We start from the raw sequence: 12,962 nt of genomic DNA, 5'->3' as shown, positions 1-12,962 counted from the left end.
CCAATGAAATTATATTCTGACCGTATTACTTCATCTTCCTTTCGCCGCAGCCTGATCGGCGCCGCTGTCCTGGCGCTGTGCGCCGGCAGTGCCATGGCCATCGAGCCCTTCGTCATCAAAGATATCCGCGTCGAAGGGATCCAGCGTACGGAAGCCGGTACGGTCTTCAGCTACCTGCCGGTACGTGTGGGCGAGACCTTCAACGACGACAAATCGATCACCGCCATCAAGGCGCTGTACGCCACCGGCTTCTTCAAGGACGTCAAGCTCGAAGCGGACGGCAATGTGCTGGTGGTGCTGGTCGAGGAACGCCCGGCCATCGCCAAGGTGGAGTTCACCGGCACCAAGGAATTTGAAAAAGACACGCTGGTCAAGGCGCTGAAGGACATCGGCGTCGGCGAGACCAAGACCTTCGAGAAGGCTTCGGTCGACCGCGCCGAGCAGGAACTCAAGCGCCAGTACCTGTCGCACGGCCTGTACGGCGTGAAGATCGTCACCACCGTCACGCCGATCGAGCGTAACCGCGTCAACGTCACCTTCGCGGTGGACGAGGGCGAGATCGCCAAGATCAAGCAGATCAACATCGTCGGCAACAAGGTCTTCTCGGATAAGGAACTGAAGGATCAACTGGCGCTCAACACCGGCGGCTGGTTCAGCTGGTACACCAAGGCCGACCAGTATTCCAAGACCAAGCTGACCGGCGACATCGAGTCGCTCAAGTCCTACTACCTGAACCGCGGCTACATCGAGATGCAGATCGACTCGACCCAGGTGTCGATCACGCCGGACAAGAAGGACATCTACATCACGATCAACATCACCGAGGGCGAGAAGTACAAGGTCTCCGGCATCAAGTTCGAGGGCGAGACCTTCGGCCGCGAAGAGGAACTGCGTTCGCTGGTGCTGCTGCGTCCGGGCGAAACCTATTCGGGCGAGCGCCTGACCGCCACCAACAAGCTGATCTCGGACCGCCTGGGCACCTTCGGCTACGCCTTCGCCAACGTCAACGCCAATCCGGAGATCGACCAGGCGAAGCGCGAAGTGGCGTTCACCTTCTTCATCGATCCGGGCAAGCGCGCCTACGTGCGCCACATGAACATCGCCGGCAACACCACCACCCGCGACGAAGTGATCCGCCGCGAGTTCCGCCAGTTTGAGTCGTCGTGGTACGACGCCAACAAGATCAAGTATTCGCGCGACCGCGTCGACCGCCTGGGCTACTTCAAGGACGTGACCATCGACACGCCGGAAGCGCAGGGCACCTCCGACCAGGTGGACGTCAACCTGACCGTGGTCGAACGCCCGACCGGCAACTTCCAGATCGGCGGTGCGTTCTCGCAGTCCGAGAAGTTCACCTTCCAGGCGGCGATCCAGCAGGCCAACTTCGCCGGTTCGGGCACCACCGTCGGCATCGAGTTCAACACCTCGAAGTACAGCCGCACGCTGTCGTTCTCGCAGACCGACCCTTACTACACCGACGACGGCGTATCGCGCTCGTACGAAGTGTACCTGCGCACGCAGCAGCCGCCGGCGCTCAACATCGGCAGCTACACCATCCGCCAACAGGGTGGCCGCATCAGCTACGGCGTGCCGTTCTCGGAAGTGGACACGGTGTTCTTCGGCGTGGGCCTGGAGCGTTCGCGCATCACCACCGACGCCACCTCGCCGGTGCGCTTCAAGGACTACGTCACCACCATCACCGGCAACACCAACGGCATCGGCACCGCCACCACCAACGCCGTGCCGCTGACGGCGGCGTGGGCGCGCGACAGCCGCGATTCGGCGCTGACGCCGACCGTGGGCCGCTACCAGCGCGCCAACCTGGAGCTGGACCTGATCGGCCGCCAGAAGTACTACCGCGCGGTGTACGAGCAGCAGTGGTACAAGCCGCTGTTCTCCAAGGTCACGCTGGCGCTGAAGGGCGAGATCGACTACGGCCACGGTCTGCGCGACAGCAGCTACCCGGTCTTCAAGAACTTCTACGGCGGCGGCATCGGTTCGGTGCGCGGCTACCTGAGCTCCTCGCTGGGCGCGGTCGACCAGGTGTACGGCGACGCGCTGGGCGGCGCCTCGCGCCTGCTCGGCACCGCCGAACTGCAGCTGCCGTTCCCCGGCTCGGGCCAGGACCGCAGCCTGCGCTGGTTCGGTTTCCTCGACACCGGCCAGGTCTACCAGGAAGGCCAGAAGATGCGCGCTTCCGAGCTGCGCTACTCGTCCGGCCTGGGCATCAGCTGGATTTCGCCGGTCGGCCCACTCAAGTTGAGTTATGCTAAGCCTTTGAACGCCAAGCCGGGCGACCGCCTGGAACGCTTCCAGTTCCAGATGGGTACCGGCTTCTAAGGCGGGCCTGATGCCATTGAGTATTGATATTTACCTCGGAGAAATAAGTTGAAGACTGTGTCCGCTACCCTGACCAAATCCCTCGCCGTGCTTGCACTGGGCTGGTGTGCATTGGCGCCGGTGCAGGCCCAGACCTCGGCCTCGCGCATCGCCTGGCTCAGTCCTGAGCGCATCTACAACGAGTCCAAGCTGGCCAAGCTGGCCGGCGAAAAGCTGCAGGAGGAGTTCAAGAGCCGCGAGAAAGCCATGCAGGATATGGCCGCGCGCCTGAAGGCGGCGTCGGAAAAGCTGGAGAAGGATGCGCCGACGCTGGCCGAGACCGACCGCGTCAAGCGCCAGCGCGACGTGTTCGAGCTGGATAAGGAATACCAGCGCCGCCAGCGCGAGTTCCGCGAGGACCTGAACCAGCGCACCAACGAGGAACGCCAGGCGATCTCGGAAAAAGCCACCAAGATCATCAAGCAGATGGCGGCGGTGGAAGGCTTCGACATCGTGCTGCAGGATGCGGTCTGGGCCAGCCCGCGCATCGACATCACCGACAAAGTGCTGGCCGCGCTGGACAAAGACAAGTAAAACACATCAAGATTGGATCACCCGATGGGCACTCGACTAGGGGAATTGGTCGAACGCCTCGGCGGGCAGTTGGTGGGGGACGCGAACCTGGAAGTGACCGGGATCGCGCCACTGACGGACGCCGGCGTTTCGCACATCAGCTTTCTCAGCAATAGCAAACTGCGCGCGCAAGCGCTGCAAAGCCAGGCGGCGGCACTGATCGTGTCGGCCGCCGATGACGCTTTTATCGCCGCCGGCTATGGCGGCGCGCGCATCGTCACCAATAATCCGTACGTGTATTTCGCCCGCGCGGCGCAGTATTTCGAATCGTTGACGGCCATCGTGCCGGCGCCCGGCGTGCACGCCAGCGCGGTGGTGGCGGACGACGCCCGCATCGACGCCAGCGCCCACGTGGGCGCGCGCGTGGTGATCGAGAGCGGCGCCACGATCGGCGCGGGCGCGGTGATCGACGCCGGCTGCTACATCGGCCGCGACGCGGTCATCGGCGAGGACACGCATTTGTTCGCCAACGTGACCTTCCAGGCGCGCTGCGTGATCGGCAAGCGCGGCATCATCCATTCGGGCGCCGTGATCGGCACCGACGGCTTCGGATTCGCCAACGAGGGCGGCGTCTACATCAAGATTCCGCAAACCGGGCGGGTGGTGATCGGCGACGATGTGGACATCGGCGCCAACACCACCATCGACCGTGGCGCCTTGGCCGACACGATCCTGGAGGACGGCGTGAAGCTGGACAACCAGATCCAGATCGGCCACAACTGCCATATCGGCGCGCACACGGCGATGGCCGGCTGCGTCGGCGTGGCCGGCAGCGCGAAGATCGGCAAGTACTGCACCTTCGGCGGCGCCGCCATGGTGCTGGGCCATCTGACCATCGCCGACAAGGTGCATGTGGGCTCGGGCAGCATGGTGTCGCGCTCGATCCTGGAACCGGGGCAGTACACGGGCTTTTATCCGCTGGCCAAAAACAGCGAATGGGAAAAATCGGCCGCCATCGTCCGCAATCTGTCGACGATGCGCGATAAAATCCGCGCGCTGGAAAAAACAATTAAAACATTGACGAATCAAGACGAGAACTAAAATCATGACCACAACCACCCCTGTCACCTCCGAATCCACCTGCACCAAGAAGTGCCTGGATATCCACGCCATCAAGCAGTACCTGCCGCACCGCTATCCCATGCTGCTGGTGGACCGCGTGCTGGACTGGGAGTCGGGCAAGACCATCACGGCGATCAAGAACGTCACCGTCAACGAGGAATTCTTCAACGGCCACTTCCCGCACAAGCCGGTGATGCCGGGCGTGCTGATGATCGAGGCGATGGCGCAGACCGCCGCCATCCTGTCCTTCCTGACCATGGACATCAAGCCGGACGAGAACTCGGTGGTGTACTTCGTCGGCATCGACAACGCGCGCTTCAAGCGTCCGGTGGAGCCGGGCGACCAGCTGGTGATGAACGTCGAGATCCTGCGCGTTGCGCGCGGCATCTGGAAGTACAAGGCGGTCGGCACGGTCGACGGCCAGACCGCGGTCGAGGCGGAACTGATGTGCACCATCCGCAGCGCGGCCGACGCCAGCCAGCCAGCCGGGAAGTAATCATGGCCAAGATTCACGCCACCGCCATCGTCGACCCGAAGGCGCAGCTCGACGAATCCGTCGAGGTGGGGCCGTATTCGGTGATCGGCCCGAACGTGGTGATCGGCGCGCGCACCGTGGTCGGTCCGCACGTGGTCATCGAGGGCAACACGACCATCGGCAGCGACAACAAGTTCTTCCAGTTCTCGTCGATCGGCGCCGCGCCGCAGGACAAGAAGTGGAACGGCGAGCCGACCCGCCTGACCATCGGCGACCGCAACACCATCCGCGAGTTCTGCACCTTCAACACCGGCACGGTGCAGGACAAGGGCGTGACCTCGCTGGGCAACGACAACTGGATCTCGGCCTACGTCCACCTGGCGCACGACTGCCAGATCGGCAGCAACACCATCTTCTCGAACAACGCGCAGATCGCCGGCCATGTCGAAATCGGTGACTGGGTGATCATGAGCGGCTTCGCCAATGTGCACCAGTTCTGCAAAATCGGCGCGCACGCCTTCGTCGGCATGAGCACCTCGCTGACGCAGGATGTGCCGCCGTTCGTTCTGTTGAACGGCAATCCGGCGCAGGCGCACGGCGTCAACATCGAGGGCCTGAAGCGGCGCGGCTTCACGCGCGAGCAGATCAACGGCATCCGCACCGCGTATAAGCTGATCTACCGCTCCGGCCTGACGCTGGAGGAGGCCAAGGTCGCATTGCAGGCCGAAGAGGATGCGATGCCGGCGGCGGCGGAGCAGATCCGCTCCATGCGCGAATTCCTCAGCATCGCCAGCCGTGGCATCGTCCGCTGACCTGACGGCCGCCGCGCCTTCGCCGTTGTCGGTGGCGCTGGTGGCGGGCGAGCCGTCGGGCGACCTGCTGGCGGCGCGGCTGTTGTCCGGCCTGCGCCCGCACCTGCCGGATGCGCGCTTCCACGGCATCGGCGGCGAGCACATGATCGCGCAGGGCTTCGAGTCGCACTGGCCGATGGACAAGCTGACCGTGCGCGGCCTGCTGGCCGTGATCCCGCGCTACCGCGAGATCAAGGGCATCCAGAACCAGCTGCGCGACCAGCTGCTGGCCGAGCGGCCGGCGGCCTTCATCGGCGCCGACTATCCGGGCTTTAACCTCGGGCTGGAAGAGCAGCTCAAGGCGGCCGGGATTCCGACTATCCACTACATCGGGCCGCAGATCTGGGCCTGGCGCGGTGGACGCATCAAGAAGATCATCCGGGCGGTGTCGCACATGCTGGTGGTGTTTCCCTTCGAAGAGGAGATCTACCGCCAGGCCGGAGTGCCGGTGAGTTACGTCGGCCATCCGCTGGCGGAGCTGATCCCGATGGCGCCGGACGTGGCGGGCGCGCGGCGCGCGCTGGACATGCCGGAGGACGCCAACGTGGTGGCCATCATGCCGGGCAGCCGCATGTCCGAGATCAAGTACAACACGGTGGCCTTCATCGGCGCGGCGCGCCTGCTCAAGCAGCGCGACCGCACGCTGCGTTTCGTGGCGCCGATGGCGGGCGAACGGCAGCGCAAGTACTTCCTCGAACTGGTGGCGCAGGCCGGCCTGCAGGACGTCGAGGTGCAGCTGCTCGACGGCCAGTCGCACACCGCGATCGCGGCGGCGGACGCGGTGCTGGTGGCGTCGGGCACGGCGTCGCTGGAGGTGGCGCTGTTCAAGAAGCCGATGGTGATAGCCTATCGGATGGCGGAGCTGGAATGGCAGATTCTGCGCCACTTCAACTACCAGCCGTGGATCGGCTTGCCGAACATCCTGGCGCGCGAGTTCCTGGTGCCCGAGCTGCTGCAGAACGCGGCCAATCCGGCGGCGCTGGCGGAGGCCATGTGGAAGCAGCTGAGCGACGCGCCGCACCGCCTGCGGCTGGTCGAACGCTTCACCGACATGCATCACAGCCTGCTGCGCAACAGCGCGGTGGAGAGCGCGGCCGCCGTGCTAAAAGTAATCAAAGCTTAAGAGTCTCAACGTGAAAAACCCAACCCCCGGCCTGTTCGACTTCCTGCCCGACTCGCCCGATGAAATCATTTGCGGCGTCGACGAGGCGGGCCGCGGCCCGCTGGCCGGCCCGGTGTACGCGGCGGCCGTGATCCTGGACGTCTCGCGTCCGATCGAAGGCCTGCGCGACTCCAAGAAGCTGACCGAGGCCAAGCGGGACATGCTCGCCCCGCTGATCAAGGCCAACGCGCTGGCGTGGGCGATCGCCGAGGCGTCGGAAGAGGAAATCGACAAGCTCAATATCCTGCAGGCGTCGATGCTGGCGATGCGGCGCGCGGTGGAGGCGCTGAGCACCGTGCCGACGCTGGCCCTGATCGACGGCAACCGCTGCCCGGTGATGAAGATCCAAAGCATCGCCGTGATCGGCGGCGACGACAAGGTCGACGCCATCTCGGCCGCCTCGATCCTGGCCAAGACCGCGCGCGACGCCGCGCTGGTGACGCTGCACGCGCAGTATCCGCAGTACTGCTTCGACCAGCACAAGGGCTACGGCACCGCGCTGCACCTGGAGCGCCTGCGCGAGCACGGCGCCTCGCCGGTGCACCGCCGCTCGTTCGCGCCGGTGCGCAAGGTATTGGAAGAATTCGCGCTGCGCGCCGGGGGAACCGCATGAAGACCATCATCTCGCGCGACAACGCGCAATACAAGGAACTGGTCAAGCTGGCCGGCAGTTCGCAGGCGCGCCGCAAGTCCGGCCGCACGCTGCTCGACGGCGTGCATCTGTGCCAGGCCTATTTGCAGCTGCGCGGCCTGCCGGAGCAGTGCATCGTCAGCGAAACCGCGCTGCACAACCCGGAAGTGATGGAGATCGTCGGCCAGCTGGAGGCCCAGCACGCGCACGTGCTGGGATTGCCGGATGCGCTGTACAACGCCGTCAGCCAGGTCGAACACGGCGTCGGCGTGATGTTTATGATCGAGACGCCGGAGCGCACCGTGACCGAGCCGCTGGCCGTGTCGGCGGTGCTGCTCGATAACGTGCAGGATCCCGGCAACGTCGGCTCCATCCTGCGCAGCGCGGCGGCGGCGGGCATCACCCAGGTGTACTGCAGCGCCGGATCGGCGTTCTGCTGGTCGCCCAAGGTGCTGCGCGCGGCCATGGGCGCGCACTTTGTGCTCGACATTTTCGAGAACGTCGACCTGGCGCAGCTGGTCGCGGCCTCCAAGGTGACCTCGCTGGCCACCAGCGGCTACGCCACCCAGCGCCTGTACGACGTCGACCTGCGCCAGCCGGTGGCGTGGCTGTTTGGCCACGAAGGGCAGGGCGTGGCGGACGACCTGCTGTCGATGGCGACCCATCAGGTGGTGATTCCCCACCTGGGCCAGGTGGAGTCGCTGAACGTGGCCGCATGCGCGGCAGTATGCTTTTTCGAGCAAGTCAGGCAGAATCAAGGGTAATAGCCTTATTGGAGCCGCCGATGGATATCGCGCAGTTGCACTTTCTGGTAGCCGAAGGGGATCAGGTACAACGCCACGCGCTGGCCGATATCCTGGTGCACCTGGGCGTGGGCCGGATCACGCAGGCGCCCGACGGCCATACGGCGCTGCGCCATTTCAGCGCCGGCATCACGCCGGCGGTGGACATCGCCATCATCGACCTGGCGCTGCCGGGCATGGATGCGCTGGAACTGATACGCCGCCTGTCCGAGGCCAAGTCGCGCGTGGGCGTGGTGGTGGTGGGCGCGCAGTCGAACGCGGTGCTGTTTTCCGTGGAGACGATGGCGGCGGCCTACGGCATCAACATGCTGGGCGCGATCGGCAAGCCGGTGATCGGCAGCCGGCTGGAATCGCTCATCGCCGACTACCTGCAGCCCTCGGAGGCGCGCGCCGCCGCCGCGCGCGAGCAGGTGCCGCACATCTCCTTCGCCGAAGTGGGGCAGGGCTTGCAGATGCGCGAGTTCGATCCCTACTTCCAGCCCAAGATCGAGCTGGAGACGGGGCAGGTCAAGGGCCTGGAGATGTTCGCGCGCTGGCGCCATCCGCTGTATGGCGTGCTTGGGCCGGCGTCGTTCATGCAGGCGCTGGAGGATAACCGCCGCATCGATTTCCTCGACTGGAGCATGATCGAAAAATCGGTGGCGGCCTGCCGCACCCTGCACGACCAGGGCATCCCCATTTCGTTCTCCATCAATGTGGACCAGAGCACGCTGGCGCATCCGCAGTTCATGGAGCAGATCGCGGCCTGCCTGGACCGCCATCGCATCATGGCCGACTACATCACCTTCGAGATGACAGAGTCGGCGGTGCTGACCACCGACCCGCATTTCCTCGAACGGCTGCTGCGACTGCGCATGAAGGGCTTCGGCCTGGCCATCGACGACTACGGCACGGGACGCAGCAACCTGCAGCTGCTGGCGCGCATCCCGTTCTCCGAGTTGAAGATAGACCGCAGCTTTGTCGACGGCGCGTCCAAGCGGCAGGCGATCGGCACGGTGCTGCGCTCCTGTCTCGGGCTGGCGCGCAACCTGGACCGGCGCTCGGTGGCGGTCGGGGTCGAAACCAAGCAGGATTGGGATTTCCTGCAGGGGCTGGGCTGCACCTACGCCCAGGGCTACTACATCGCCAAGCCGATGCCGGTCGAGGAGTTCCCGGCTTGGCTGGCCGACTGGCAGCACTTCTTCTGACGCGCGGCGGCTTGCCTCATTTGAGCTATACTTAAGTCTCAAAGGAGAAGGGTATGTCTGCGAAACGCGCGCCAGCCAAAGTTGTCTACCTTTATCAAGTTGATCCGCAAACGCGCATAGCCGCGATACGCAAGGGTATTCCGGCCTCGACGGTCGGTGAACTTTCATCAACCATGGGGATGAGCAAAGAGCTGCTGCTCGGCAGCCTCGGCCTGTCCCGCGCCACCATCAGCCGCAAGGAGAAGGACGGGATGGCATTGTCGAAAGACGAGTCCGAGCGCGTCCTGGGCCTGGCCGCCTTGATCGGCAAGGTGCAGACGATGGTGGAGGAGTCCGGCGATCCGACTGGTTTTGACGCGGCACATTGGCTGGCTGACTGGCTGTCCAAGCCGCTGCCGGCACTCGGGGGCGCGACGCCGGCGAGCTACATGGACACGTTCGAAGGGCAAAAGCTGGTGGCTGAATTGCTTTCCATGATGCAGAGCGGAGCCTATGCATGACCACGCCCTTGTGGCGTATCGCCGTCGAGGCGCCTGCCTATACGGCCAATGATCTTACTGGCGCAGGTGCCAAGATTTCAGGAGGGCGTTGGAACAGCATCGGCACGCCGCTCATTTACAGCGCTGCCAACATCGCCTTGGCGACCATTGAAACGGTCCTGCATGTACGCAGCGGCGGCCTGCCGTTCAACCACTTCCTGGTGCGGATCGACGTTCCCGACACCGTTTGGGCTTCGCGCCTGGTGCTCGACCCCTTGCCGGGCGGATGGGATGCGGTTCCATCCGGCATGACGAGCCGGGCGACAGGCGATGCCTGGGCTGCATCGGGCAGTTCGGCGTTGTTGCTGGTGCCGTCGGTGTGCGTGCCTGACGAATACAACGTGCTGATTAATCCGCGCCATCCGGATGTGGCGTCCATTACCGCGACAACGATCAGACGCTGGATCTACGACCCTCGGTTTTTCGCCTGATTGCGGCATGCCGAGCCCGCTTGAGCGCCGTCAAACACCTGCCCACACAAGAATCGCACACTGAATCGCAGCCGTCCATCCGGGCCGGCGCGATACTCAGACGAGGTGCGACATGGCTAATCCCAAAGACAACGGCGGCGCGGTAGACGGCGCCGGTTCCATTCTCAGCACGGTGGCCGGCCCCGCCGAGCCGCCGCATCCCTCGCGGCTCGGCCCTCCGAACCCGATCGCCAGCCAGCTGCTGGAAAAGGTCACCAGCGACGAGCAGCTGGCCGCCGCGATGCCCTTTAACGAAACCAAGCCGCTGGAATACGGCGACGCCGCCTTCACGCCGCACGCGGGCGAAACGCGCGCCCCGTCGAGCAACTTCGCCACCGCCAGCACCAGCACCGAGACGGTGGCCTCGCCCAAGGACGGCGACGGCCATCCCAACATCGGCAACAACCCGCTGGACGGCTCGCTGGACCGCGTGCGGGTGGACGACAGCGGCCGCGAACTGACCACCAACCAGGGCGTGAAGGTGGCCGACAACCAGGACAGCCTGAAAATCGGCCTGCGCGGACCGACCGCGATGGAGGACTTCATCCTGCGCGAGAAGATCACGCACTTCGACCATGAGCGCATCCCCGAGCGCGTGGTGCATGCGCGCGGTTCGGCGGCCCACGGCTACTTCGAAAGCTACGGCGACCATAGCCCCATCACGCGCGCCTCGCTGCTGGCGGCGGCGGGCAAGCGCACGCCGGTGTTCGTGCGCTTCTCGACGGTGGCCGGCGAACGCGGCTCGGCCGACACGGTGCGCGACGTGCGCGGTTTCGCGGTCAAGTTCTACACCGACGAAGGCAACTGGGACCTGGTCGGCAACAACATTCCCGTGTTCTTCATCCAGGACGCGATGAAGTTCCCTGACCTGATCCACGCGGTCAAGCCGGAGCCGCACAACGGCATGCCGCAGGCGGCCAGCGCGCACGACACCTTCTGGGACTTCGTCTCGCTCAGCCCCGAGATCACCCACATGCTGATGTGGCACCTGTCGGACCGCGCCATCCCGCGCAGCTACCGCATGATGCAGGGCTTCGGCGTGCACACGTTCCGGCTGGTGAACGCGCAGGGCGCCTCGGTGTTCTGCAAATTCCACTGGACGCCGATGGCCGGCACGCACTCGCTGGTGTGGGACGAGGCGGCGCGGCTGGCCGGCGCCGACCCGGACTACCACCGCCGCGACCTGTGGGAAGCCATCGAGGCCGGCCAGTTCCCCGAGTGGGAACTGGGCGTGCAGCTGTTCAGCGCCGAGCAGGCGGCGCAATTCCCCTTCGATATCCTCGACCCGACCAAGATCGTGCCGGAGGAGATGGTGCCGGTGCAGCCCATCGGCCGCATGGTCTTGGACCGCAATCCCGACAACTTCTTCGCCGAGACCGAGCAGGTGGCCTTCTGCGCCGCGCATGTGGTGCCGGGCGTCGACTTCAGCGACGATCCGCTGCTGCAGGGCCGCATCCACTCCTACATCGACACCCAGATCTCGCGCCTGGGCGGCGCCAACTTCCACGAGATCCCGATCAACACGCCGCTGGCGCAGATCCACAACAACCAGCGCGACGGCATGCACCGGCAGTCGGTCAACCGTGGCCGCGTGAGTTACGAGCCCAATTCGCTGGCGGGCGGCTGTCCGTTCCAGGCCGGCGCCAAGGGTTTCGTCAGCTTCCCCGAGCCGCAGCAGGCCAGCAAGGTGCGCGGCAAGCCGGAGCTGTTCGCCGATCACTATTCGCAGGCACGCCTGTTCTGGAAGAGCCAGACGCCGGTGGAGCAGAACCACATCATCGCCGGCTTCCGCTTCGAACTGACGCGGGTGCAGACGCCGGCGATCCGGCGCCGCATGCTGGCGGGGCTGGTTAATGTTGACTTGCGGTTAGCCTCCCGCGTGGCCGACGGGCTGGGGATGGAGGTGCCGCCGCCGCTGCCGTTGTCCACCGATTTGCCGATGCACGACTATCCGCCGTCGCCGGCGTTGTCGCTGTTCAGCCGTCCCGGCGCCACCGGCATCAGGACGCTGAAGGTGGCGCTGCTGGTGGCGCCCGGCGTGGATGCGGCCCAGGTGCGGGACCTGTACGCAGCGTTGCTGGACGGCGGCGCCGTGCCGCGCCTGGTCGGGGAGCGCATCGGCAGGCTGCCCGGCACGGACCTGGATGTGGAGATCAGCTTCGAGACCGGGCCGTCGGTGTTGTGGGACGGCGCTATCGTGCCGGATCGCGACGACGCCTACGCCGGCCTGGCGGCGGCCGAAGTGCCGGGCAGCGACACGCCGGGCGGCACGCCGCTCAACCGCGATGTGGCGGCGCTGGAGTTCGTCAGGTTGCAATATCGGCATGATAAGCCGCTGCTGGCCGTCGGCAACGGCGAGCAGCTGCTGCACGCGGCGGGCATTCCGCAGGTGCTGCCGGACGGGGAGCCGGACCCTGGCGTCATCATCGCCGAACGCGGCGAGGGAGCGGCGGCGCTGGTGCGGTTCGAGGCGGCGCTGGCGCACCATCGTGTCTACGCCCGCGAAACCGATCCGCCGCTGGTTTGACGTTATTTCCGCCAATTAACTTGGAAGGAATATAGGGGGCGAAAATCCGGGAATAATTTAAAGCTTGAAAAAATCGAAGAAAATAGAAGAGAAAATCGAAGCTTTGCTAGAAGGAGCTGGGCGGAGTATGGGCAGGTGCGGGATATTGTAATCGCCGTGCAATTTTTTAGCCCGTTTGCGCCAATAATTGGCATAAATGCGGGGCAAAGACCGGCCTAAGGCTTTGCGGTGCCACAGACGGGCGAGGGGAATCCGGGTTTTAACGCCAAGCCGGAATAATCAAGGGGGAAGATGTGCGCAGTG

12 protein-coding genes are annotated in these 12,962 nt (G+C 65.0%); all 12 read left to right on the top strand.

The window, feature by feature from the left end; genetic code table 11:
- The first annotated feature begins 3 nt into the window (after positions 1-3).
- Complete coding sequence (gene bamA, locus HUX88_RS03605) at positions 4-2,340, top strand: outer membrane protein assembly factor BamA (protein WP_176360882.1); 2,337 nt, start codon at positions 4-6, stop codon at positions 2,338-2,340.
- 48 nt (positions 2,341-2,388) lie between these two features.
- Positions 2,389-2,913: an OmpH family outer membrane protein gene (locus HUX88_RS03600; protein WP_117011319.1), complete on the top strand. Its 525-nt coding sequence runs from the start codon at positions 2,389-2,391 to the stop codon at positions 2,911-2,913.
- A 24-nt stretch (positions 2,914-2,937) separates the two neighbouring features.
- Complete coding sequence (lpxD, locus tag HUX88_RS03595) at positions 2,938-3,993, top strand: UDP-3-O-(3-hydroxymyristoyl)glucosamine N-acyltransferase (RefSeq protein ID WP_117011318.1); 1,056 nt, start codon at positions 2,938-2,940, stop codon at positions 3,991-3,993.
- Positions 3,994-3,997: 4 nt separating this feature from the next.
- On the top strand, positions 3,998-4,510 hold the full coding sequence (fabZ, locus tag HUX88_RS03590; protein WP_117011317.1) for a 3-hydroxyacyl-ACP dehydratase FabZ: 513 nt from the start codon (positions 3,998-4,000) through the stop codon (positions 4,508-4,510).
- 2 nt (positions 4,511-4,512) lie between these two features.
- Positions 4,513-5,301, top strand: coding sequence for an acyl-ACP--UDP-N-acetylglucosamine O-acyltransferase (lpxA, locus tag HUX88_RS03585; RefSeq protein ID WP_161091785.1), 789 nt, complete (start codon positions 4,513-4,515; stop codon positions 5,299-5,301).
- Positions 5,285-6,463, top strand: a complete 1,179-nt coding sequence (gene lpxB / locus HUX88_RS03580; RefSeq protein ID WP_176360881.1) for a lipid-A-disaccharide synthase — start codon at positions 5,285-5,287, stop codon at positions 6,461-6,463. The genes lpxA and lpxB overlap by 17 nt, the downstream gene beginning before the upstream one ends.
- 10 nt (positions 6,464-6,473) lie before the next feature.
- Positions 6,474-7,115, top strand: a complete 642-nt coding sequence (rnhB, locus tag HUX88_RS03575) for a ribonuclease HII (RefSeq protein ID WP_176360880.1) — start codon at positions 6,474-6,476, stop codon at positions 7,113-7,115.
- A complete protein-coding gene (locus HUX88_RS03570) occupies positions 7,112-7,897 on the top strand; it encodes an RNA methyltransferase (protein ID WP_176360879.1) in 786 nt (261 codons plus the stop codon). Before rnhB ends, HUX88_RS03570 begins: the two co-directional genes overlap by 4 nt.
- A 20-nt stretch (positions 7,898-7,917) precedes the next feature.
- Positions 7,918-9,123 carry an EAL domain-containing protein gene (locus HUX88_RS03565; protein ID WP_117011312.1) on the top strand — a complete coding sequence of 402 codons (1,206 nt, stop codon included), beginning with the start codon at positions 7,918-7,920 and terminating at the stop codon, positions 9,121-9,123.
- 53 nt (positions 9,124-9,176) lie between these two features.
- Positions 9,177-9,623, top strand: coding sequence for an antitoxin Xre-like helix-turn-helix domain-containing protein (locus tag HUX88_RS03560; RefSeq protein WP_229219188.1), 447 nt, complete (start codon positions 9,177-9,179; stop codon positions 9,621-9,623).
- Positions 9,620-10,093 carry an RES family NAD+ phosphorylase gene (locus tag HUX88_RS03555; RefSeq protein WP_176360878.1) on the top strand — a complete coding sequence of 158 codons (474 nt, stop codon included), beginning with the start codon at positions 9,620-9,622 and terminating at the stop codon, positions 10,091-10,093. Before HUX88_RS03560 ends, HUX88_RS03555 begins: the two co-directional genes overlap by 4 nt.
- 112 nt (positions 10,094-10,205) lie before the next feature.
- The gene (locus HUX88_RS03550) at positions 10,206-12,659 is read left to right on the top strand and encodes a catalase (RefSeq protein WP_176360877.1); all 2,454 of its coding nucleotides are present in this window, start codon (positions 10,206-10,208) and stop codon (positions 12,657-12,659) included.
- The last annotated feature ends 303 nt before the right edge of the window (positions 12,660-12,962 follow it).

It is taken from the genome of Duganella sp. BJB1802 (genome assembly GCF_013369445.1).
Classification (GTDB): Bacteria; Pseudomonadota; Gammaproteobacteria; order Burkholderiales; family Burkholderiaceae_D; genus Rugamonas; species Rugamonas vulcania_A.
This window is presented reverse-complemented; position numbering and strand designations above follow the sequence as displayed.

Bases quoted from the DNA above. Each gene is read 5' to 3' on its own strand.
- bamA (WP_176360882.1), top strand. From the start codon at position 4: ATGAAATTATATTCTGACCGTATTACTTCATCTTCCTTTCGCCGCAGC.
- lpxD (WP_117011318.1), top strand. From the start codon at position 2,938: ATGGGCACTCGACTAGGGGAATTGGTCGAACGCCTCGGCGGGCAGTTG.
- fabZ (WP_117011317.1), top strand. From the start codon at position 3,998: ATGACCACAACCACCCCTGTCACCTCCGAATCCACCTGCACCAAGAAG.
- lpxA (WP_161091785.1), top strand. From the start codon at position 4,513: ATGGCCAAGATTCACGCCACCGCCATCGTCGACCCGAAGGCGCAGCTC.
- HUX88_RS03570 (WP_176360879.1), top strand. From the start codon at position 7,112: ATGAAGACCATCATCTCGCGCGACAACGCGCAATACAAGGAACTGGTC.
- HUX88_RS03565 (WP_117011312.1), top strand. From the start codon at position 7,918: ATGGATATCGCGCAGTTGCACTTTCTGGTAGCCGAAGGGGATCAGGTA.
- HUX88_RS03560 (WP_229219188.1), top strand. From the start codon at position 9,177: ATGTCTGCGAAACGCGCGCCAGCCAAAGTTGTCTACCTTTATCAAGTT.
- HUX88_RS03555 (WP_176360878.1), top strand. From the start codon at position 9,620: ATGACCACGCCCTTGTGGCGTATCGCCGTCGAGGCGCCTGCCTATACG.
- HUX88_RS03550 (WP_176360877.1), top strand. From the start codon at position 10,206: ATGGCTAATCCCAAAGACAACGGCGGCGCGGTAGACGGCGCCGGTTCC.